Source organism: Bacillus sp. AK124 (assembly GCF_053903085.1).
On the sequence record NZ_CP096378.1, the window covers coordinates 3,601,918 to 3,624,315 of the forward strand.

Annotated in this window: 22 protein-coding genes, 1 pseudogene and 1 other annotated feature; of the genes and pseudogenes, 11 read left to right on the forward strand and 12 right to left on the reverse strand. The window is 46.0% G+C overall.

Features of this window, described 5'->3' with window-relative positions; all coding sequences use genetic code 11:
• The 3 genes from M1E06_RS18105 to M1E06_RS18115 all read right to left on the reverse strand — a co-directional run bounded on the left by M1E06_RS18105 (position 1) and on the right by M1E06_RS18115 (position 3,202).
• Positions 1-1,212 carry a DUF58 domain-containing protein gene (locus M1E06_RS18105; protein WP_043054142.1) on the reverse strand — a complete coding sequence of 404 codons (1,212 nt, stop codon included), beginning with the start codon at positions 1,210-1,212 and terminating at the stop codon, positions 1-3.
• Positions 1,212-2,174 carry an AAA family ATPase gene (locus tag M1E06_RS18110; RefSeq protein ID WP_035337062.1) on the reverse strand — a complete coding sequence of 321 codons (963 nt, stop codon included), beginning with the start codon at positions 2,172-2,174 and terminating at the stop codon, positions 1,212-1,214. The genes M1E06_RS18105 and M1E06_RS18110 overlap by 1 nt, the downstream gene beginning before the upstream one ends.
• Positions 2,175-2,329: 155 nt before the next feature.
• Positions 2,330-3,202, reverse strand: a complete 873-nt coding sequence (locus M1E06_RS18115) for a cation diffusion facilitator family transporter (RefSeq protein ID WP_020450423.1) — start codon at positions 3,200-3,202, stop codon at positions 2,330-2,332.
• Positions 3,203-3,653: 451 nt separating this feature from the next.
• Between M1E06_RS18115 and M1E06_RS18120 the strand changes: the two are divergent.
• Positions 3,654-3,998 (forward strand): annotated as a pseudogene (locus tag M1E06_RS18120) (DUF4064 domain-containing protein); the annotation flags it as partial.
• The gene (locus M1E06_RS18125) at positions 3,993-4,574 is read left to right on the forward strand and encodes a DUF4352 domain-containing protein (protein ID WP_409333864.1); all 582 of its coding nucleotides are present in this window, start codon (positions 3,993-3,995) and stop codon (positions 4,572-4,574) included. The pseudogene M1E06_RS18120 and the gene M1E06_RS18125, both read left to right, overlap by 6 nt.
• Positions 4,575-4,610: 36 nt before the next feature.
• Here M1E06_RS18125 and M1E06_RS18130 read toward each other — a convergent pair whose 3' ends face one another.
• A complete protein-coding gene (locus M1E06_RS18130; protein WP_020450421.1) occupies positions 4,611-5,618 on the reverse strand; it encodes an acyltransferase family protein in 1,008 nt (335 codons plus the stop codon).
• Between the two features lie 274 nt (positions 5,619-5,892).
• Here M1E06_RS18130 and M1E06_RS18135 point away from each other — a divergent pair, with 274 nt between their 5' ends.
• Together M1E06_RS18135 and M1E06_RS18140 are read left to right on the forward strand one after the other, a co-directional pair.
• On the forward strand, positions 5,893-7,434 hold the full coding sequence (locus M1E06_RS18135) for a multicopper oxidase family protein (RefSeq protein ID WP_020450420.1): 1,542 nt from the start codon (positions 5,893-5,895) through the stop codon (positions 7,432-7,434).
• Positions 7,435-7,542: 108 nt separating this feature from the next.
• The gene (locus tag M1E06_RS18140) at positions 7,543-8,415 is read left to right on the forward strand and encodes an AraC family transcriptional regulator (RefSeq protein WP_254114989.1); all 873 of its coding nucleotides are present in this window, start codon (positions 7,543-7,545) and stop codon (positions 8,413-8,415) included.
• Between the two features lie 43 nt (positions 8,416-8,458).
• Here the strand turns inward: M1E06_RS18140 and M1E06_RS18145 are convergent, their stop codons facing one another.
• Both M1E06_RS18145 and lepB read right to left on the reverse strand, forming a co-directional pair.
• Positions 8,459-9,103 carry an SDR family oxidoreductase gene (locus tag M1E06_RS18145; protein ID WP_023855576.1) on the reverse strand — a complete coding sequence of 215 codons (645 nt, stop codon included), beginning with the start codon at positions 9,101-9,103 and terminating at the stop codon, positions 8,459-8,461.
• 136 nt (positions 9,104-9,239) lie between these two features.
• On the reverse strand, positions 9,240-9,788 hold the full coding sequence (gene lepB, locus M1E06_RS18150) for a signal peptidase I (protein ID WP_020450416.1): 549 nt from the start codon (positions 9,786-9,788) through the stop codon (positions 9,240-9,242).
• 290 nt (positions 9,789-10,078) lie between these two features.
• Here lepB and M1E06_RS18155 point away from each other — a divergent pair, with 290 nt between their 5' ends.
• The 3 genes from M1E06_RS18155 to M1E06_RS18165 all read left to right on the forward strand — a co-directional run bounded on the left by M1E06_RS18155 (position 10,079) and on the right by M1E06_RS18165 (position 11,839).
• Complete coding sequence (locus M1E06_RS18155) at positions 10,079-10,327, forward strand: hypothetical protein (RefSeq protein ID WP_035337068.1); 249 nt, start codon at positions 10,079-10,081, stop codon at positions 10,325-10,327.
• Positions 10,328-10,443: 116 nt separating this feature from the next.
• Positions 10,444-10,752 carry a hypothetical protein gene (locus M1E06_RS18160; protein ID WP_020450414.1) on the forward strand — a complete coding sequence of 103 codons (309 nt, stop codon included), beginning with the start codon at positions 10,444-10,446 and terminating at the stop codon, positions 10,750-10,752.
• Between the two features lie 94 nt (positions 10,753-10,846).
• Positions 10,847-11,839, forward strand: a complete 993-nt coding sequence (locus tag M1E06_RS18165; RefSeq protein WP_035337070.1) for a DUF4003 domain-containing protein — start codon at positions 10,847-10,849, stop codon at positions 11,837-11,839.
• A gap of 44 nt (positions 11,840-11,883) precedes the next feature.
• Here the strand turns inward: M1E06_RS18165 and M1E06_RS18170 are convergent, their stop codons facing one another.
• Positions 11,884-12,903 (reverse strand): PD40 domain-containing protein, encoded by a 1,020-nt coding sequence (locus tag M1E06_RS18170; protein WP_035337072.1) that lies wholly within the window; start codon positions 12,901-12,903, stop codon positions 11,884-11,886.
• A 56-nt stretch (positions 12,904-12,959) separates the two neighbouring features.
• Positions 12,960-13,346 (reverse strand): RlpA-like double-psi beta-barrel domain-containing protein, encoded by a 387-nt coding sequence (locus tag M1E06_RS18175; protein ID WP_035339223.1) that lies wholly within the window; start codon positions 13,344-13,346, stop codon positions 12,960-12,962.
• 192 nt (positions 13,347-13,538) lie between these two features.
• Here M1E06_RS18175 and M1E06_RS18180 point away from each other — a divergent pair, with 192 nt between their 5' ends.
• The 4 genes from M1E06_RS18180 (at position 13,539) to tyrS (ending at position 16,655) form a co-directional block, all read left to right on the forward strand.
• Positions 13,539-13,940: a hypothetical protein gene (locus tag M1E06_RS18180; protein ID WP_206761178.1), complete on the forward strand. Its 402-nt coding sequence runs from the start codon at positions 13,539-13,541 to the stop codon at positions 13,938-13,940.
• Entirely contained in the window at positions 13,937-14,503 is a 567-nt protein-coding gene (locus M1E06_RS18185; protein WP_035337074.1) for a hypothetical protein, read from the forward strand. Before M1E06_RS18180 ends, M1E06_RS18185 begins: the two co-directional genes overlap by 4 nt.
• Before the next feature lie 197 nt (positions 14,504-14,700).
• The gene (locus M1E06_RS18190; protein ID WP_230588694.1) at positions 14,701-15,147 is read left to right on the forward strand and encodes a MarR family transcriptional regulator; all 447 of its coding nucleotides are present in this window, start codon (positions 14,701-14,703) and stop codon (positions 15,145-15,147) included.
• Positions 15,142-15,359, forward strand: a binding site (T-box leader). (Overlaps the previous gene by 6 nt.)
• A 42-nt stretch (positions 15,360-15,401) precedes the next feature.
• Entirely contained in the window at positions 15,402-16,655 is a 1,254-nt protein-coding gene (gene tyrS, locus M1E06_RS18195) for a tyrosine--tRNA ligase (RefSeq protein ID WP_035337078.1), read from the forward strand.
• Between the two features lie 215 nt (positions 16,656-16,870).
• On the opposite strand, the gene pgmB is transcribed toward tyrS, so the two are convergent.
• From pgmB to M1E06_RS18215, 4 genes are read right to left on the reverse strand one after another with little or no spacing between them, the layout of a single operon-like run.
• Positions 16,871-17,551: a beta-phosphoglucomutase gene (gene pgmB, locus M1E06_RS18200; protein ID WP_020450406.1), complete on the reverse strand. Its 681-nt coding sequence runs from the start codon at positions 17,549-17,551 to the stop codon at positions 16,871-16,873.
• A complete protein-coding gene (locus M1E06_RS18205) occupies positions 17,548-19,254 on the reverse strand; it encodes a glycoside hydrolase family 13 protein (protein WP_035337080.1) in 1,707 nt (568 codons plus the stop codon). The genes pgmB and M1E06_RS18205 overlap by 4 nt, the downstream gene beginning before the upstream one ends.
• Positions 19,196-21,532 carry a glycoside hydrolase family 65 protein gene (locus tag M1E06_RS18210; protein WP_051303747.1) on the reverse strand — a complete coding sequence of 779 codons (2,337 nt, stop codon included), beginning with the start codon at positions 21,530-21,532 and terminating at the stop codon, positions 19,196-19,198. Before M1E06_RS18210 ends, M1E06_RS18205 begins: the two co-directional genes overlap by 59 nt.
• Positions 21,510-22,394, reverse strand: a complete 885-nt coding sequence (locus tag M1E06_RS18215; RefSeq protein ID WP_035337082.1) for a DUF1189 domain-containing protein — start codon at positions 22,392-22,394, stop codon at positions 21,510-21,512. The genes M1E06_RS18210 and M1E06_RS18215 overlap by 23 nt, the downstream gene beginning before the upstream one ends.
• Positions 22,395-22,398: the final 4 nt, after the last annotated feature.

Sequence of the window (22,398 nt, forward strand, 5' to 3'; positions counted from 1 at the left end):
TCACCTCGCTTCAGCAAAACCCCGGGAAAAATGTTCCCCGTAAATGACGTTCACTTCAATCCCCCGCGCTTTTAATTGTTGGACAGCGGCGCTTTCCTCACTTGAGAGAGCTCCGCCTTTTTTCTTCACCAAACAAATGACGGGCAGTCCGCTGGAGAGCGGTTTCTTCAAAACCTGCACCAATTCGTTGGTGATCCGGCTTGTCACAATATATTTAACGGCTTTTCTCATATCGGGATGGCCAAATTCCCCCTCCAGCAGACTGTGAAACGGCTGGACCGCATCGCAATCGGCAAGCGCCAAGTAGTAAAACAGCTTTCTCAGATGCTCCTCCCCTTGCCGAACCGGGAAGACATTCCGCTCTTTTCCTGTGGAAACAAGCCCTGCATTCGTCCCGCTCCTCATGGCCGAACGAATGATAGAAGCGGTAAACGCGACGATCTCTTCAAAAGCATCAGAGGGAGACTGATCCATGAAGACGAGCAGGTCATCCCCTTTCGTCTGCTCAAATTCCTTCGTCATCAGCTGGCTGCGCCGTGCTGACGTCTTCCAGTCGACCCATGCAAACCGGTCGCCCGGCTGGTATTCCCTGATACCTGATGCCAGTGTGCTGTCCTTTCGGCGAAGCTCTGAAACGCGGCCTGCATGTTCATCATAAGAGCTTCCGCTGGCGCGGAAAGTAATCTCTTGATAGGAAGGCAGAACGAGAAAGGAGTCTTCCAATTGAATCTCGCATTCTCTTTCCAGCAGTCCGAGCGGATCACCTGTGCGGACCCTGATTTTTGCTAAACGGTGGTCTCCTCTCGGGACCGAATTGATCGTGTACGTCATCTTAATTTCTTTTTTAAACCAAGGAAAGAGAAACTGTTTGGCTTCTGCCGAACGCCCGTTTCTCCCCAGCGAATCAGGCAGACAGTCTTCCACGATCATAAACATGATCGGAAAGGGCCATTTTCTCTTTAGCACGACAAAAGCCTCCAATTGATCACCGGCTTTATACTGCCCGCGGCTCAGCCTCCGCTCCGCTGTCATGTTCTTCAGCGGATAAAAGGCAAGCATGAAAGCATAAAGCACAAAGGGAAGAAATGAGTAGAACAAAAACCAGCTGACAAATCCCCCTTGAAACATCGCATAGCAAAACGTTGAAGCAAACAGAAGAAACACGATACACAGCTTCCATCCGTACTTCACAAGACCGATGCGCTCTCTCATCAGTTGCTCATCGGCCTTCTGACCGGAACTTCCGTTTTTGACATAATGTCCTGAAGAACAGCTTCAGGCCGCTTTCCTTCAAATTTCGCCTCTGACCGTAGAATCATTCTGTGTGCAAGGGTAAAAGGTGCCAAATACTGAATATCATCAGGAATGACATAATCACGGTTATATAAAAATGAAAACGCCTGAGCAGCCTTCATCAAGGCGATTGAGCCGCGCGGACTCACGCCGAGATAAACGGCGGAATGACTCCTCGTTTTTTGGGCGATCTCAACAATGTATTCTTTAATCGCAGCGTCTACATACACCTTTTCAGCCTCTTTTTGAAATGCGGCAAGCTCTTCTTTCTCTATGACAGGCTCAACTTCCTCAATCGGGCTGCGGTTTTCCTGAAGATCGAGCACTTGAAGCTCTTCGCGCACTGTCGGATATCCCATTCTCAGCTTGAATAAAAAGCGGTCAAGCTGAGCTTCCGGCAGCGGATATGTCCCTTCATACTCGACGGGGTTTTGCGTGGCCATTACAAAAAAAGGTTTTGAAAGCGGCATTGTCACGCCGTCTACTGTCACACTTCCTTCTTCCATCGCTTCCAGAAGCGCCGACTGCGTTTTCGGCGACGTTCTGTTGATTTCATCTGCGAGAATGATATCTCCCATAATCGGGCCTGAACGGTATTCAAACTCCAGTGTTTTCGGATTATATATGGAAACGCCTGTTACATCTGAAGGCAGTAAATCTGGCGTAAACTGGATTCTCTTAAATTCAGCGCCGGTTGACTTTGCCAGGGCGCGAACCATCATCGTCTTTCCGACGCCTGGAACGTCTTCCAGCAGGACGTGTCCGTTTGCAAGAATGGCAGTCAGGCTTAAAACGGCAATATCTTTCTTTCCTACCATTACTTTGTCAATATTATCAGCTACTTTTCCCAAAACGGGATGCAGCGTTTCTTCGTATGCCATCCTCTTCCTCCTCATTGCTGACGAATCGAATTTATTTAACTTTACCATAAACGATGTACTCTCAGAAAACAACTAACTGGAGGAAAATAGAGTTTTGTCTTTTTTTATTTCGAATTTCAGAGTGAAAAACAAAAAAAGCGGTCAGTGACCGCTTCTTATTTTTCTCCAGATGGCTCGATGTGAACATGGGAATGAACGATCGAGTGTTCCTCCTGCATTCTTCTCTCAATTTCATCGGCGATATCATGGCTTTCTGCAATGTTGAGGTCGGATCTCACTTCCACGATGATTTCCACGTGGATGGTGCTGCCCAAATAACGCGCTTTAACATCTTTGATTTTGCCGACGCCGGGAACTTTCCGAATCGTTTCTTTATACGTTGAAATATGTTTAATATCGAATCCGTCCGTCAAAGAATGGGCCGCCTCTTTAAAAATCCCCCAAGCCGTTTTGCAGATGATCAATCCGATGATAAATGCGGCTGCCGTATCGACCCAGGCAAGGTTAAATTGCGAAGCAAAGATGCCTGCGAACGTTCCGATGCTGACATAGGCATCCGATTTATTATCGGCGGCGGCTGCATAGAGGGCATGGCTGTTTACCTTTTTTGCCAGCCTTTTATTGTAGAGGAAAACCAAAAACATCACGACGGCACTGCCTGCCGCCGTCCAAGCCGCAATCATGTCCGGTGTCGTTTCTTTCGGATTAAACAGCATTTCACCCGAGCTGTACAGCACTTCAAGACCGACCACCATCATGATAAATGAAGCGATCATCGAGGCGATCGTCTCAGCGCGGAAATGTCCGTACGGATGGTCTTCATCAGGCGGCTTCTGAGAAATCCTGAGGCCGATCAGCACCGCTACTGAGGCAATAATATCTGTTGTATTGTTCAGTCCGTCGGCTCTGAGGGCTTCGGAGTGAAATAGAAGCCCGACGGCCAATTTAACAGCCGACAGTACAATGTAAGCGATGATGCTGACCCATGCCCCGGTTTCACCTTTTTTTAATTCATCATACCGTTCCATAAAAAGCTTCCTTTCCCATCCGTGTTTTCGCTTTTAATCATACAAAGCAAAACTTGAGTGAGTCTATAGAAACATGATTCACTTCTTGCAGAAATATAGTCAGAGTAGAACTTTTTTTATTTAAGGAAACAAATTTCAGTTGGGTCAAAACCGGTAAAACCCGCTCTGTATAAGGATTTTGCGAAAACCTCAATTTATTCACGCTGCATAGGATTAAAAGGTCGGTATCTTCTTTCTGAATATTTTTTCTTTAGTTCCCTTGCATGATTCTTCTAAAAAACATTAAACAAACCCAAAATTTAAACGATATTAAAAAAAGTCGAAAATAGTCCTTAAAACTCTGACAATATAAAATAATAGTAAAATAGTCACGAAAAATATATGGATTTTTTTCCTTTTTTGGATTAATATGTTTTAGACATTATGACATAGCTTATAAGGGGGACATCACATGTCAGAACAAACGAATTTTCAAGCCCCTGTCAAACGTACAGCAGAATTTGTACTGGGGTTACTAGGCGGTATTTTCGGGATTTTTGCAGGATTTTCAGGTTTATTATTCGGAGGATTAGGCGCCGCTTTAGAAGCGGATGGCGCCGGAGAAGTTATCGGATCATCCTGGGCGGTTATTTTGCTGTCTGCACTGGCCATCGTCGGTGCATGTATCGTAAAAAAACATACTAAATTAGCGGGTACTTTTTATATCGCGGCTGCAATAGGAGGAACTGTCGGCGTCAGCCTGGCATATATCGTTCCGCTTATTCTGCTATTAATCGGCGGATGTAAAGCATTGTTCAGCGGCGAGAATAAAGGCCTTGTCTTTAAAAAATGGTGGTTCTATGTCACGATTATTGGATCGATCGTATTCGTCATGATATTCGCTTCAAGCGGCTCTTCTTCTCAAGAAAGCAAATCGTCCGGTAGCAGTGCAAAGACGACAGCCGCAAAAACTAGCGAAGAAAAAAGCAATGACGATGCCAAAGAAGAAAAAACTGAATTTGGTTTAAATGAAACAGCTGATCTGGATGGCACCCAAATCACAGTGACCAACGTTAAAAAATCGATGGGCAATAAATTTATCAAACCAAAAAAAGGTAATGAATATGTGATTGTAACAGTTAACATAGAAAATAAAAGCGATAAAGATATTTCTTACAACCCGCTTGATTTTCAAATTCAAAACGAAGATGGACAAATTACGCATAATACTTATGCACTTTCAGATGATAACCAATTATCATCTGGAAATCTGACAAAAGACGGTAAGGTTTCTGGAACTATCGCTTTTCAGACAAAAAAGAGCAAAACATATAAAGTTATTTTCACTTCTAATTTTTGGAATGATGAAAAAATCACTTTCAACCTTCAATAATTCAAAAAAACTTGCAAAGTCTCCTTTGCAAGTTTTTTAATTGCATTTCTTCCGCCCAAGCACGATCGGATACCGGTTCAATAAAAAGATGCAAGGCACCATAACAAGCAATGTCATACCGGTGTAAAGCGCGCTCCATAACAGGGAACCGTATGTCTCATCAAGGGAAACCTGGGTAAAGTAGTAGACGACGGCTTTCAGCATCCTGATGACCGGGTAGTGCAGTACGAGAATGATCAGCGAGTTTTTGCCGAGGAATTGGAGTAGCTTCATTTTTTCGAGTTTAAAACTGCTGAAAATGACGCCTGCCGTTCCCAAAAATGAGGTCAGATAAAAGACCGCCATGTTTCCATACTCATTGGCCCTCATATCCACTCTGACGTTCAGGGTCTGTAAAAAGCCGACCGCGATGAATAAGAGAAGCGCTGGCAGCAGCGTTCTTCTGTCTCTCATCTCCCTCAGGCTATTTCTCGACAGAAAACCGGCCGAATAAAATACGATGGCGGTCAAGGCCACTTCAATATTCCACGGCAGCTTGATGCCCACAAATTGATCATTCAAATAGCCCAAGGCGGCCGACACCATTACGGCAATGACGATAAACAGCCTTCCTTTCCCCCATCTCTTCACGATAAAAAAAAGCATTTCAACGAGGAATAAGCATGTTAAAAACCAGAGCGCCGGGTTGTGTGTCAGCATGTAGTCATCAGGCATCGAATAAAAAATGCCTTTAAACGGTACAACCGGATCGACATCCGAACTCCCCGTAAACGTAAAATGCCTCTCAACGAGAACCCAGAATAAATAGGCAAGAACGGAAAAAATGAAGTAAGGCAAAAGAAGCGTCTTTATTTTTTTAAAAAGAAATGATGTAAAAGTCATCTTCCCATCATGGTAAACGAGGCCGGACAGAAAGAAAAACAGCGGCATATGAAATGCGAAAATGAACGTTTTCAGCCAATCCGGCGTCGGTGTATGGCCCAACACGACCAATATAATTCCCACGCCCTTCGAAACATCAATCCACTCTATTCTTTTCTGCAATACGGGTATCTCCTTTCAGACCGCTTCGCCCCATAAGAAAGGGTTTACACATAATGTATCATCATCCCCGCCTTTCTTCCTCCGCGAAGCATGCCTTAAGGCGATTTTTAATCGTTAGGAAATATTCTGTTCATCTTCTTGTCATGATCGATTCTTTTTTTTAACATTCTCAGCACAAATTACATTTCTTATTCTCATCATGAGGAACCAGACCATGCAACCCGTCTTATAATGTAATGATCTTTTCATTAGAACAAAAGAGGACAGGTGAAACATGAAACTTGAAAAATTCGTTGACAAACTCCCCATTCCGAAAGTGCTTAAACCCCACAGCAAAAGCAAGGAAATGACCTATTATGAAGTCACGATGAAAGAATTTCAGCAGCAGCTCCACCGCGATCTGCCGCCGACCCGGCTGTTTGGATATAACGGGGTCTATCCCGGCCCCACCTTTGAAGTGCAAAAACACGAAAAAGTCGCGGTCAAATGGTTGAATAAGCTTCCGGATCATCATTTTCTCCCCGTCGACCATACAATTCATGACGACGGCCATCATGAACATGAAGTCAAAACGGTCGTTCATTTGCATGGAGGCCGGACACCGCCTGATAGCGACGGTTACCCGGAAGCCTGGTACACTAAAGATTTTCAAGTCAAAGGCCCTTTTTTTGAAAGGGAGGTGTATGAATATCCGAATGAGCAGGATGCTACGGCTCTCTGGTATCACGATCATGCAATGGCCATCACAAGGCTGAATGTATATGCGGGGCTTGTCGGTTTATATTTTATCCGCGACAGGGAAGAGCGGTCATTGAACTTGCCGAAGGGAGAATATGAAATTCCGCTCTTGATTCAGGATAAGTCCTTTCATGAAGATGGTTCATTGTTTTATCCGCGGCAGCCTGACAACCCTTCGCCGGATCTTCCCGACCCGTCGATTGTTCCGGCTTTTTGCGGTGATACCATTTTAGTCAACGGCAAGGTATGGCCTTATGATGAACTGGAACCTCGAAAATACCGTTTTCGGATACTGAACGCCTCCAATACGAGAATCTTTGAGCTGTATTTCGATCATGACATCACATTTCACCAAATCGGCACGGACGGTGGTCTTCTGCAGCATCCGGTTAAAGTCAATGAACTGGTGATCGCACCGGCTGAAAGATGCGATATCATCGTTGATTTTTCACGAGCTGAAGGAAAAACCGTGACATTGAAAAACCGGATCGGCTGCAGCGGACAAGACGCGGATCCCGATACAGATGCCAACATTATGCAATTCCGCATCTCAAAACCATTGAAGCAAAAAGATACAAGTTCATTGCCGAGAATATTGAGAAAACGCCCATTTTACCGGAGACACAAGATCAATACCCTTAGAAATCTGTCGTTGGGCGCGTCCCTTGACCAATATGGAAGACCTGTTCTGCTTTTAAACAACACAAAATGGCATGAACCGGTAACTGAAACTCCCGCCCTCGGCAGCACTGAGATCTGGTCGATCATCAATGCCGGAAGAGCGATCCATCCGATCCATTTACATCTTGTCCAATTTTTGATTCTCGACCACCGGCCGTTTGATATCGAACGGTATCAGGAAAACGGAGAACTAGTCTTTACAGGTCCGGCAGCTCCACCGGCACAGAATGAAAAGGGGCTGAAAGACACCGTCAAAGTACCTCCTGGCTCGGTGACGCGGATTATCGCAACCTTCGCGCCGTACAGCGGCAGATATGTGTGGCACTGCCACATTCTGGAGCACGAAGATTACGATATGATGCGCCCTCTTGAAGTAACGGATATTCGTCATCAATAAGAAAAAGCCTCCGCATTTGGAGGCTTTTAAAAAAGCACAAATCATCAAAAAAACCATCGCTTGATCCTGTACAATAGGATCATCAAATCGTAAAGGCTGTGGATGAATATGGATGATTACGAAAGAATTCAAAACGCGGTTCATTTTATCGAAGAACACCTTCAAAACGATTTAAACATTACGGATATTGCGGCTAAATCATGTTTCTCCCCGTTTCATTTTCAAAGGCTTTTTCAGGCGATCTCCGGTTTTTCCGTTTATCAGTACATTCGCAACCGGCGTCTATCTGAAGCTGCGCTTCTGCTTGAGAAAACGGATCGTTCCATTCTCGATATCGCAATCGATTTCGGCTATGGCTCTCAGGAAGCTTTCGGCAGGGCATTCTCACAGTATTTCGGCATCACTCCGGCCAAGTACCGCAAAGCAAAGGTCAAGCTTGATTTTCAAACCAAAATGAATTTTCTCGAATATAAAGAAAGGATGACTGGAGATATGAACATCCCAAAGCCGCACATCATTCATTTAAACGATATACATATGATCGGATATGAGTACCGGACAAATTTAAACGAGGAAAAGTATTTCGAAGATATCCCGAAATTCTACAACGATTTCGGCAGAAATGGATACTTTATGCAAATCCCTCAAAAAACAGATCCGAATATGTGTTACGGGCTGTCATGCCGCTTCCAGGATGACGGAGGTTTCTCATTTATCATCGGGGAAGCCGTTCGCGAAACAGCAGCCGGAGAAGTGCCGGAGCCGCTTATGTATATGAAAATTCCCGGCGGCAAATACGCCGTATTTCATGTGAACGGATCGACCGAATCCGTGCAGAACACAAGAAGATACATCTATGGATCATGGCTGATGAATACCAATTACGAGAGAACAGAAGGACCGGACTTTGAAGTGACTGATGTGTGCCGTTCGGTGCCGCCCAACGAGATGAAGATGACCATCTATATTCCGCTTCTGTAAAAACGCCGGGGAACCTTCTGACCACAGGTTCCCCGAATCACTTTCATATCGATTTAAGCGCCTCGGCGGGCGTTTGATCACCCGAAACCAAATCGAATGAACGCCGGAATGTATGCTCTTCAGCGAGCGCCGCCAAGATGGTATCAGCCACATCTTCTCGCGGAATCGTTCTGCGCTCAAGGTTTTCCGCCGCTTTCACCCGGCCTGTACCCGGTTCGTTTAACAGGCCTCCCGGACGGATAATCGTGTAGTTTAATCCGCTGCCTTCAAGAATCCGATCCGCATAATGTTTGGCGACATAATACGGCTTTAACGCTTCACTCCAATTTTCACGGCGGTGTGCCTGCAATGTGCTGACCATAATAAAACGGCGGATGCCCGCTTTTTCGGCAGCTTCGATCGTTTTAACCGCCCCATCCAAATCCACCAAAAGCGTTTTATCAGCGCCCGTTTTGCCGCCTGAGCCGGCGGTAAAGACAATCGCGTCGCAGCCTTTCGCCGCTTCTGCGATGCTTTCCACGGTGCCTTCTAAATTAGCGAGCGCGGTTTCTATTCCCGATTGTTTCAAAGCCTGCGCCTGCTCTTCGTTTCTCACCATTGCTCTGACTTGATGTTCATCGCTCTCATTCAAGCTTTTCGTCAAACGGCGCCCGATTTGTCCGTTCGCCCCCACTACAAACACTTTCATCTGCTCATCCTCCTTGTTGTCCAGTTTCTTTTTTCATTATTTCACTGTACAGACAATGTTTCAAACCGCCCGCTCTCCAAAATGTGCGAATGCTAAAAAGGCTCCCCATTCGTATCATGGGAAGCCTTTTTCGTTTCTATTCTATTCCGCCGATCTCATTGAAAGGAAAATAACGGAACTCAACTTTGCCGACAACGGAGTCCATTGTAATAAATCCGAAAAAGCGGCTGTCCTTGCTGTTTTGACGGTTATCACCCATCACGAACAAGTGGTCTTCCGGCACCTTTTGTTTGCCGGTTAATTTCTCCAGTGTGAAATTATCTGTTAAATGTTCATGAAGCGTCAGCTTTTGTTTGTTTTTCTTTAAATAAGGCTCATCATATACTTTTCCGTTAATATAAAGGACATCGTCCTTCATTTCGATCGTATCCCCCGGGAGGCCGATCACCCTTTTCACATAGTTTTCATCTGAATCAGGCGCGTGAAAAATAATTTTATCAAAGCGCTGAATATCGCTGATTTTACTAACCATGACCATGTTGCCGTCCTCTAAAGTCGGATACATTGAATCTCCCAAAACAGTTGACGGCGTAAACAGAAAATAGCGGCAAACCATGACAAGCGCGGCGGCTATGACAAGTGTTTTCACCCACGATAAGATTTCTTTTTTTCTACTATTTTTCATAAGTACTCTCCTTCACTTTCGGATCGTTTCATTGGCATTCCGCTCCTTCTATCCTATCAGACTGTCCGCCTGCATGCTTTCTCGCAAGCATCGGCAGGCGCAGCCGTAAAAAAATAGTTGATACATAATAATATTAGCGGTTGAAACGAAAAATCCTTTTATTCAATGTTGAATTTTGTCAGTTGATCAGCTTATTTACGGCACAACAAACCATTACATATGCACAGGCAAAACGCCCCTCTTTATAATACATTATCATATCATGACCCAAAGGCGGTGATTGCCTCAAAATGAGCAGCTACGAAGAGTACTATGACAATTACGATCCATACAGCCCTGAGCGGGAAAAAGAAAGACAGTCAAGGAAAGCGCTGCGTTCGGCGGATACCGATAAAACGGATAAAACAAATAATACGGATAAAACGGTTAAAACGGATAAAACCCGCAGCTCTGACGATGACCGGTTCAAATGCAGAAAAAGAAAGTGTTTTTCTGATGATGACGACGACCGTTTCAAGTGCCGCAGAAAGAAGTGCTGACCATTGATCTTTAAAGCCGATTCATATCGGCTTTTTTACATATACCACGGCTTCACCGTTCCAAGCCGGAACATTCATCCATTAGATGAATACCATAAATCTAAAAGGAGATGGAAATGAATATGAGTGTTCCGAAAGATGCCGTTTGCTCAATGCCCCATGATCATCAAAGGTCTTTGCACGATTTATGCCGCAAATACATGCACTATCACGTCGTGCTGAAAATGAAGGACGGCCGTTCCGTTCACGGGATCCTTGAAGGGGTGAACCGTCAGGAAGCATCTCTCCTCATTCCCGAAGACGTGACAGATGAAAGGCAGTTTTACGGCGGATACGGATATCCGCGCCGGCGATTCCGACGGTTCAGGAGCAGGATCTTCCCGTTTGTTATTATTGCTGCGCTGTATCCTTTTCCATATTATTAAGCAAAAGCCCGGTATGATGCCAAATCCATGAAACTTATTTTCCTTTGCTTCGTATATACAAAAACGACGCAAACCGAGGAAGGAGACAGATAAAATGGCATCTGCTAAACTGCAGCAGCGATTGGATCAATATAAAGCAATTTACTCTGAGTTAAAAAGCGATTTAAAATGGAAAGTCACAGATCAGCGGACATTGATGATGATTGCTTCCATGTATGTCGTCAACAAGCGGCCTTTTAATAAAGAACGGTTTTTAACGCTTAGTGAGGCCGTCAAACAGGCCGCCGGGACATTTTCGCCGTTAAAGTCGGCCCATCGCTATACATTCGCCGCTATGTTTGACGTGCGCTTCGAAGAACCTGAAACGCATATCAGACCTTTTTTCATTATTTACGAAAAACTGACCGGCAACGGATTCAAAAAAAGCATTTTCACCTACTTGTCCGCACTTATCCTTTTGACAAAATATCCTGATGAGCATGATCATGAAGACAAAATCAATCGGGCTTTGTCTATTTACAAAGGAATGAAGGACAAGCACGTCTTTTTAACATCTGCCGGCGATTACCCGCTCGCCGTGCTTTTGGCCGGTTCAGACATGGAGACGGGTGAACTGATCGACTATATCGAAGCGTTTTACCAAAAGCTGAACCAAGCGGGTTTTCGCAAAGGGAACGATTTGCAGTTTCTCAGCCACATCCTCTCGCTTTTGCCGGAGCGGGATTCCGATCAGCTTGTCGCCCGCTCCCTTCGGATATACGATGAATTGACAAAAAAGCATAGAAGACCGAAGCCTGTCCATTACCCGGAAATCGGACTGCTTGCATTGCTTGAGAACGGTGAAAAAGACATAGATGCCATCACAATCATGGCAGGCGCATTGAACAGCGATAAACTGTTCAGGTGGCAGAAAGACATGAATCTGAAAACGGCTGTCAATTTGTACATGAGCGAAAAAACGGAAGATCCGACGCTTCTGGAAACAGGACTTTATCAAACGCTTGAAGCCGTTATTCAAGCACAGCAGACGGCAGCAATCGCCATTATGACGAGCTCGGCTGCGGCGTCTCAGGCAAACGGCTCATGATAAAACATCAGCCGGCACAGACTGTTTGTGCCGGCTGATGCTCATTATTCGTCAATAACGGAAAAGGTGTTGATAATCCCGTTTGTTTTTTCCCAGGCTTTGCTCACTTTATTCGTATCCATATCATACGAATAAATCGTTCTCACCCTTGCTTCGCTCCCCGTTTCATCTTCAAGCAGCTTCGCATCTTTTGCTTCAGCGAGAAAGTAAAGTTTTTTCCCGTCTTTCGAGAATTGCGGTTGTGCTGAGTCGACTAATGAAAATGCCCGCTGATCTGAAATGATCGCTTTATATTTTTTCGTTTCGGCATCCATCGCATAAATCGACTTCTGATCATCAGCCGATTCTGTAAAGACGATCGTTTTGCCATCCGGCGAAATTGCCGTGTCATTGATAAATTTTGCGATCGTTTTCACCTGGTGCTGATCTTTCTCATCCGCCAGGGAAATGTTCATATTCGTCGGTTTGGGCGGCACTCCTTTGCTGTTGGCCTCATCTGTTTTTTGATAGTCTTCTTTCAATGAATAATGCAGTATAACGAATTGATTGTTCGCTTTGTTGTACTGATAGTAGCTGACGCTCTCGTCCTTGTTGTTTAACGATGGATAAATGACGTGAAACGCCTTTTGTTTTAAATCAAAGGAAGCGAGGTGAAAATTTCTCTCCTCCGCAAGGTTGTATCGCATGAACAGCTTCGAACCGTCCGCCGATAAACTGAGTCCGTCGACATATTCATCCCCTGAATATAGGGTTGTTTTTTCGCCCGACTGCAAATCCAGCCTGATCAAATGCTTCATATTGCTGTTATAGGTGTTCGTATAATAAAGAATGCGTTTTTTCCGGTCTAATGCCGCAGCCGGGTAATCCGTCATCTTTTCTTCATACAGCTTATTTTGATTTTCATAGTAAGCGGTCATCAGCTTCTGATCGGTTATCGATACGAGCAGGTCCGAACCGCCGCCCTTTGCCAGCTCCGCTTTTTCCGGGACGAAATAGCGGAAGGCCGCAAATGCGCCTGCGGCTAAAATGACGGCCGCCAACAAAAACACAAAGACTTTTTTCATATTCGCCCCCGCCAATTGAAAGAAGCAAGAAAACGATTTTCCTTGCTTCTTTTCTCCTATTTTTTATATGTATAATGTCCAGCTACCTTTCCTTTGCTTGTCGGAAATCCCAAAGCTCTAAAAGCTTTCGGGCTTACATCCAACACAGCGCCCGGCATTCTGCCGACATCATATTTATAGACTGTAATGACTTTCTTTGGTTTTGCTTTAGAATAGGCTCTTATTTTTGTGCCTTTTCTCGGAACATCGAAGCCCATCTTTGTGGCGCAGTCCCAATGGCCGAGCCTTTTGCCGTCAGCGCCGACTTTGCCCACGCCGTTGTACCAAGTGATGTAGCCGCTGACTTTTTTCGTTTTAGCACTCGCCTCACCGGCAAAATTGAATGCCAATAGCAAGCTCAAGCTGCCTGCCAAAACAAAAACAGAAAAAAGTATCTTCTTCATATAAAAATATCCTCCGTGAATGGGATTTTTTTCTGACATTCAAATTATACCTTTTTTCATAGAAATGGTATTTTACAGTTTGTTTACGTTTAAAATGCAATTATTACGCCCAGTTTTCTACCAAACTATCAAGAACAGATGACACCTTTGCCAGGATCGTTCGTATATAAAAGAGAAACCAAAATGAATAGGATGATCACAGTGAAAAAATCGAAACTGATCTCGTTATCCGCGGCTGCGATGCTTTTCGCCGTTCCCCTATCTGGATGTTCATCATCCGCTTCAGACCGTTCACAGGAGGTCTCAGAAGACCATTCCATTCAAAAATACGATCTCGTATGGTTTGATTACGTGAATGACAGCGAATCCGACAAAGCACCTTTACTGAAAGCATCATACGTGAAAAATGGGAAAGAAAAGACGGAGACTTTCAAAAAATATGTGGAAAATGTGGAAAATGTCGAACAGCCTTATATTAAAATCCGCGATCATGAAGCCTTCATCTACCGTCCCCCATACATCAAATATGACCAGGAGCCGCTTGAGGGCGTCGTCAAAGATAAAGTGGAACAAAAAAGCAGTGATGAACAATGAAGAAAAAAAGCGCTCCTCTTATTTTGATCATGGCGCTGTCTCTCTTGCTGCCTTTTGCTCAAGCAGAGGCAACAGGCAGCAATGGAACATCCGGAACCAAGGCTTCGAGTTCCTCGGCTAATAACAGCTCTTTAAAAACACGTCCGGGTTCAGTCAACCAGAGAATGCGCAGTTATATGAATCAGTCTGCGAGCCGACAATATTTAAACAAGAGCAGTCAGTTCAACGCCATCCAGCGGACATTGCCGTCCAATGCCCTGTACAAAGGGAGCATCAAGCAAACACTCAATCAAAATCCTGCTGGATCAGCCTTTTTGAATTACTACTTTCCATACTGGATGATCTTCCACGCGGGCGGATATACAGCAGAACAAAAAAGCATGCTCCGCACCGCCGGAATCAAAGAAAAAGCGCTCTCTGAACGAAAAGAAAAAAGATATTGGCTGTTGATTGAAGATCAAAACGGAAAAGAACATGCCGTCCTCGTCTCGAAAAAACAGTATGACAACATTCAAAAAGGGGATCGGGTTGAAGTGCGCCGCAAACAGATCACCAAAAAATAGCTGAAACAAGAGCCGGTCATCATCATGATGCCGGCTTTTCTCGTCATATCAAAAAAGGGCTTGCATGGATGAAAACCATCTGTTAAAATTCGTTTCATAGCTAATGATTCTGAAAATAAAAAGGCAGGCGTCACGATTTGGATAGATCCCCCCATCTTCGACAGGAAGAACACGACACACTCATCAAGCTGAAACGCATGCCGATCGAGTCCTTGAATCTTGAAGCCATTTCGGTTGCCACCAACCTTTACCGGTCAGCGCAAAAGCTCCGCGTCAAAATGGAGACCGAGATCCTTTCCTCATATCAATTGTCATGGACGGCTTTTTCGATTCTTTACGATCTATGGGTATGGGGCAGGCTTGAAACGAGAAAACTCGCTGAACTGTCAGGCATTTCAACAGCCACTGCGAGCAATGTCATTAAAACGCTTGAAAAAAAGAACTTTTGCGGAAAAAGCACGGATCCGAGAGACCGCAGACACGTATACGCCGAGATCACCCCTGAAGGAAAAGCCGCTATTGAAGAGCTCTATCCGGCGTTCCACAAAGGGGAAACAATGCTGATCAAAGGCATGACAAAAGAGGAGCAGAATACATTGGTCGAGCTCCTTCGAAAAGTGAACGACAATCTTCATAAACCATAAGCAACGACGGGAACAAGTAGCGGGCTGTCTCCCTGTTCCAGAGAGCCGGCGGCTGGTGCGAGCCGGTACAAAGGCAGACGCGAATTACCTCCCTGAGCTTTCTTTGTGAACCTTCAAGTAGCAAAGAACGGGAAACCGTTATCTGAAATAGAGCGGAAGACGGAGGTCTTCAACCAGGGTGGTACCGCGTGCATTTGAGCCACGTCCCTTATCGGGATGAGGCTCTTTTTTTATACAAAAAAGGAGGAGTTATCATGCAGCAACAACAATTTGATCAACTGACAACTGCCGAGAAGCGGGAAGTCGAAAGGCAGCTTCACTTATATATGAACGGAGCGGAGGAGGTCATTCCCCCGGAAGAACTGCGGGCAAAGCTGGCCAAATCGATTTTGACCGGCGAACCGCTGAAAATTAAGCTTGGTCTCGATCCGTCGGCGCCTGACGTTCATTTAGGCCACACTGTCGTCTTGAATAAGCTGCGCCAATTTCAGGAAAACGGGCATATCGTTCAGCTCCTGATCGGAGATTTCACAGGAAAAATCGGCGATCCGACAGGAAAATCCGCCGCAAGGAAACAGCTGACGGACGAAGAAGTCCGCCGCAATTCCGAAACATACTTTCAACAGTTTGGAAAAGTGCTTGATCAGAACAAAGTCGAGCTACACTACAACTCAAAATGGCTGAAACGATTAACCTTGGAAGACGTCATTGCGCTCGCGGGCAAAATTACCGTCGCCCGTTTAATGGAACGCGATGATTTTGAAGAAAGAATTGCCATGCAAAAGCCGATTTCGCTTCATGAATTCTTTTACCCGTTGATGCAGGGATATGATTCGGTCGTTCTCGACAGCGATATCGAACTGGGCGGAACGGATCAGCATTTTAACGTGCTCATGGGCAGACACTTTCAGGAAAAGTACGGAAAAGAAAAACAGGTCGTCATTCTCATGCCGCTGCTCGAAGGACTTGACGGGGTTGAAAAAATGTCGAAATCAAAGAACAATTACATCGGCATTGATGAAGACCCTCATGAAATGTTCGGAAAAACGATGTCGCTTCCGGACAGTTTGATGAAAAAATATATCCATCTTGCGACCAACCTGGAGGCGGAAGATAAAAAACGACTTGTCAAAGATTTGGAAACGGGGGCCGTTCATCCGCGAGATGCGAAAATGCTTCTCGGGAAAATCATCGTCAACATGTATCATGGAAGCGAGGCGGCCGAAGCGGCCGAACAGCAGTTTAAAAAGGTTTTTCAGCAAAACAGCGCGCCGGACAATATAACGTCTGTACACTGGCAAGGTGACGGAACGGTGCCTGTCACCGATTTATTGGTGACGCTCGGACTCCTCCCTTCCAAAAGCGAAGCCCGCCGAATGATCCAAAACGGCGGCGTTAAAATCAACGGCATCAAAGCAGAATCGATTCATGCGGATGTGGCGGTCGAACACGGTATGATTATCCAAGTCGGCAAACGGAAGTTTGTCAAATTGCAAATGCCTCAATAAACATTCAGCCTAATCATCCTTTTAAAAGGATCGATTAGGCTGTTTTTCATGAAAAGCGCAGGCGTTAGAATTTGCAACAGGTCGGTATTCAATCGCCTGATGGTTTCGATTCGAAAAGCATATCCGAACGGCCTCCCGAACACCTTGATCTTAATTTTGCCTTCACCTCTCTGATTGCAAATAAGGCCGCCAGCGGCGGCCTGCCATTTTACGATTCATTTGTCTTCTCTTATGCAGCAACAGCGCTGCCATCCTTCCTTCAGCAGCTCAAATGTCAGCTCGTTTGTGTCGGGCACGATCAAATCAGCCCCGCTCAGCGATGTCTCATCACCGACTCCCACCGCAAACATCCCTGCGGATTTGATCGCGGCGATCCCGGCTTCAGCGTCTTCGATTGCTGCACACTGAGACGGAGGCACACCGAGCAGCGCTGCGGCCGTCAAAAAAATTTCGGGGTCCGGCTTTCCGCGAGCAAGCGCAGCCGGGTCAACGACAGCATGAAATTCGTCCATGAGCCCGAGCCGTTGCAAAATAGCGGGCGCGTTTCGGCTTGACGAAGCTAACGCGATGCTTACATTTTCCCTTTTCAATTCGGCAAATAGCCCGGCGATTCCCGGCAACAGGTCATGCGGTGTCAAGTTTTGGATCAGCTGTTGGTAGTATTGATTTTTCCGGCGCATGATCTCTTGTTTCTCCGCCTCCCGATACGTTCCGGCCGCACCGCCGTGAATCAAAATCGTGTTAAGCGACCGCTCTCTGTCGATTCCTTTCAGTCGTTCATTAAAGCTCCGGTCAATCTCAATGCCGATTTGTTCGGCAGTATGTTTCCAAGCGAGATAATGATGCTCGGCCGTATCCGTGATCACGCCGTCCAAGTCAAAAATGACCGCTTTCATAATGTCGAACCCTTTGCCCGGCTGATCATCATAAAAGCTTCATAGGGTTCCATGTCCATGTTGCCGCTTATATCAAGCCGATCGCGGGCGTAATTGGATAACAGCACATCCCACTTGTCTTCAAGCAATTCCGGCGGAGCATGAAACAGCGCCTTTTCTTCTGACAAATTCACGGCGACTAACAGCTTTTCGCCCCGGTATTCACGGATATACGCAAAGATTTGCGGATCATCCTCAAGCAGCAGCTGGTAATCTCCATGTACGATAACTTTATGTTGTTTGCGCAGCCCGATGAGCTTCTGATAATAATAGAAAATCGAATCTTCATCTGAGAGCGATTCCTTCACATTGATTTCTTGATAGCGGGGATTTACCGCCAGCCAAGGCTCTCCATCTGTGAAGCCTGCGTGTTTTCCGTCATCCCATTGCATCGGCGTTCTCGCGTGATCCCGCCCTTTTTTCGCCACGGCTTTTCGAAAGTCTTCCTCTGTCATCGTTTGATTTTCGAGGACAAGTTCGCGGTATGCGTTTTTGATTTCGAGATCATCATACATCTCGAGCGGCATTTCACTGTTTGTCATGCCGATTTCTTCTCCCTGATAAATGAACGGGGTTCCCTTCATCCCGTGCAAGACCGTTGCAAATGCTTTGGCGCATTGTTTGCGCAGTTCGCGGTCATTGCCCCAGCGGGATATGACCCTCGGTTGATCATGATTTTCGAAATAGAGCGTGTTCCAGCCGACATTCATTAAAGCGGCCTGCCACCTCGTCATCGTCTTTTTTAAAGCGATCAGATCAAACGGCTTCATCTGCCATTTCCCATTCGGCGAATGTTGTTTTGTATCGATGTCCATATGTTCAAATGTAAAAATCATGTTCAGCTCATGTCTGCTTGGATCCGTGTATTTTATCGCTTCTTCAACATCTGAGCCGTTTGCTTCGCCGACCGTCATGCAGTCGTAACGGGACAGCACTTCCCGGTTCATCTCTTGTATAAATTCGTGCAGACGGGGGCCGTTTGAATGATAGCGGCCGACGACATAAGGACGGCTGTTATCTGTTTCATAATCGGGAAAGTCGACGTATTTGGAAATGGAACCGATCACATCCATCCGCCAGCCGTCCACGCCTCTGTCCATCCAAAACGTCATCAAATCGTATACTTCCCGGCGAACCGCTTCATTCTCCCAGTTTAAGTCAGGCTGCTTTTTCGAAAAGTAGTGAAGATAATACTGCCCTGTCCGCTCATCGAATGTCCACGCCGATCCTGAAAAGATCGATCCCCAATTATTCGGTTCTGAACCGTCCGCCTTTGGATCTTTCCAAAAATAATAATCACGGTAAGGATTGTCCTTTGACTTGCGGCTTTCGGCAAACCAGGCATGTTCATCAGACGTGTGGTTCACGACAAGATCCATGATGATTTTCATTCCGCGTTTATGCACTTCATCAATCAATTGAAACATATCATCGTTCGTCCCGAACTTTTCGTATATGCTTCTGTAGTCGCTGATGTCGTAGCCGTTGTCATCTTGCGGGGAATCAAACACAGGACACAGCCAGATAACATCGGCTCCGAGGCTTTTAATGTAATCGAGCTTTTGAATCACGCCCTGCAAATCACCGAATCCGTCTCCGTTGGAATCATAAAAACTCCGCGGGTAAATTTGATACACGACTGCCTCTTTCCACCATTGGCTCATCGGGCATCCTCCTTTCATACCGTCCGTTCAGTGCGATTTGCTCTCCATAAACTGTCATGGAAAGCGGTTCTCCTTTTACAAGGTTGAAGGCGACGCTGTTTTCCTCTACCTGCACATTGATTAGCCGGTTCCGATAATTGATGTTGAACGAATAACCGTCCCATTCCTTCGGCAAAAACGGAGCAAACGACAGCGTCTCATCTTGGGTTCGCATGCCGGCAAATCCTTGCACGATCGCGAGCCAGCTTCCGGTCATCGATGTAATATGAAGCCCTTCCTCTGTGTCATGATTGTAATTATCCAGATCAAGCCTCGCTGTACGCTTATACAGTTCAAGCGCTTTCTTTTCCATTTTGAGTTCAGCCGCCAGCACCGCATGGACAGACGGCGAAAGGCTCGATTCATGAACCGTCATCGGTTCATAAAATTCAAAGTTGCGCCGTTTTTCTTCCGTCGTAAATCGATGATTAAAGAAATAAATGCCTTGCAGAACATCCGCCTGCTTAATAAAACTGGAGCGGAGAATTTTGTCCCATGACCAATTCTGATAGAGCGGGCGGTCATCCGGTTCAAGCTCATCCGCTGCCTGAAGCTCTTTATCTAGGAATGTATCATGCTGAATAAAAACATTTAATTCCTCACTGTATGGATAGTACATTTTCGCAATGATATCCTTCCACCTCTCGATTTCGGCTTCCCGTATATCAAGCCGGCGGCGTTTTTCCTCCGGGAGGACAGCGAGGTTTTCGAGCGTGTACTCAAGCGTCCACGACGCAATCAAATTCGTGTACCAGTTGTTGTTGACATTGTTTTCATATTCATTCGGCCCTGTAACGCCGTGGATCATATATTTGTTGTTACGTTTTGAGAAGTGGACACGGTCAGCCCAAAATCTGCTGATTTCGACGAGAACGTCTATCCCGTATTCTTTCATATAGTCACGGTCGCCTGTGTAATTGACATAATTGTAGATCGCATAACAGATTGCGCCATTGCGGTGAATTTCTTCGAAGGTGATCTCCCATTCATTGTGGCATTCATCGCCTGTGAAGGTCACCATCGGATAAAGGGCTCCCTTCAGCCCCAGTTTGGCCGCATTCCGTTTAGCTGCCTCCAAATGATGATATCGGTATAAAAGCAGATTCTTTGTCACCTCCGGCTCGGCCGTCGCCAAATACACAGGAACGGCGTACGCCTCAGTATCCCAGTAGGCGGCTCCTCCGTATTTCTCGCCCGTGAATCCTTTCGGCCCGATGTTTAAGCGCGAATCGGTTCCGTAGTATGTCGAGAAAAGCTGAAAGAGGTTGTACCGGATGCCCTGCTGAAGCTCATCATCCCCTTTAATTTCAATGTCAGCCTTTGCCCACCTTTCCATCCAATGTTCGGTATGCCTCCGCTTCGCTTCTTCATATCCCTGCTGAAGAACATCAGCCAAAAGCGCCCTGCCCTTTACTAAAAGCTCTGCTTCTTCAAAGTCCCGGGACGTTGTGACAATGATCAATTTTTTTAAAGAAGCCTTTGTTCCCGGCTTCACTTCGTAACAGAAGCGGTTTTCCGCGTACATCGCATCCGTTTGAAAATGCTCGCTGACATATCCTTCTGTCACATTGCACATTGATGCAGCCACCGTAAAACGCGGCGTTCCAAACGGATTCTCAATCGTTTTCGTCACAAGATGACCGCGATGAGATTCGGCGCCTTTCGCTTCTTCCTGCCAAAACCGCTCTTCGAAATTGGCATCCTCATTTGCGACATGGCCATCAAGATAAGGGACAAGTGTAATAACAGCTTCATCGGTCAGGCATTCCGCTTCATAATGAATCGCGCACAGCTGCTGGACATCAAGACTAAGAAAGCGCTCCGACGAAATTTTGACAGCCTTTTGATTCACGCGAACGACAGCGCTTCTCCGCAGGATGCCTTCCTTCATATTGAGCTCCAATTCAAACGATTCGATGCCGTTTTGATTGAGGTCGACTTTTTCGTCGTCTACATATACATCAATTCCGATGAAATTCATCGCATTGATCACTTTCCCGAAATATTCGGGATAGCCGTTTTTCCACCAGCCGACACGCGTTTTGTCCGGGAACCAAACCCCTGCGATATATGTGCCTTTGAGACTTTCGCCTGAATAGCTTTCTTCAAAATTCCCCCTGATCCCCATATAGCCGTTCGCCAAGGATGTCAGACTTTCCTGAAGCCGCTTATGTTCTTTTTCAAATTGGTTTGTTTTGATTTTCCACTGGTCGATCTCAAATAGCCGCTGATTTACCATGATTTCCTCCTGACTGAAGATTTTCGTTGTGATGGCGGGTTTTGAATATATGCCTGAAGATGAAAGAGACCATCAAAGCGCTTCCGCACGAATGGATGAGCAGCATCATGATGAAGTCAAAGCGGATCATACCAAAAGCCATTGCAGCCGCTGCCGGAAGCGCTGATCCGGACACCGCCGCTGCGGCCGCTTCCTTAAACGACCTTATCCCGGTCATGTTGGATTTTTTGGAGATCCAGATGCCTCCCGTCAGAACGGCCGTTACAAAAAGCGAAATGATGAAAACCGCGGAACAGGCCAGCATGATGATAAGCGGCTTATATTGGGCAAACCACATGGCACCGATAAAATCCCCTACATGATCGGCATCCAGATCATTCAGCCCGGCCTTTGCCGGATAGCGGACAGAAAACCCCGCTCCGCTTTGATCGCTGATGATCAGATGATCTGACTGAAAGATGAGCGCGTTTTGATAGCCGCCTTCCGCCTTTATCCGGCCGTTCTCACCGCTTGTTTTCAATTCATGCTTCAAATCGACCGCCAGCAAGGTTTTCTCTTTCTCCACACGGTACAGCTCGTCTGTGCCTGTCAATCTCCCGTTTGTCAATTGGTAGCCTTTTAATTGTTTGATGAATGCCGCGTCAGCCTTATGAACAACGTTTGGGAGCAAATTCCCGGCGTTGAAGCGGTCCATTTTCATCAACGCAATCGACACGGGCGCCGTTAAGCAAGCTGTCAAAAACATAAACAGAAAAGAAATTTCGAGCCAGCTGAATGTATGTTTGCAGCGCATGACGCCCGCCGGTGATGCCGCTGCTTTAAGAAAGCGGACGATCAGCTTTTCGTGTCTCATGTCGTTCATCGGT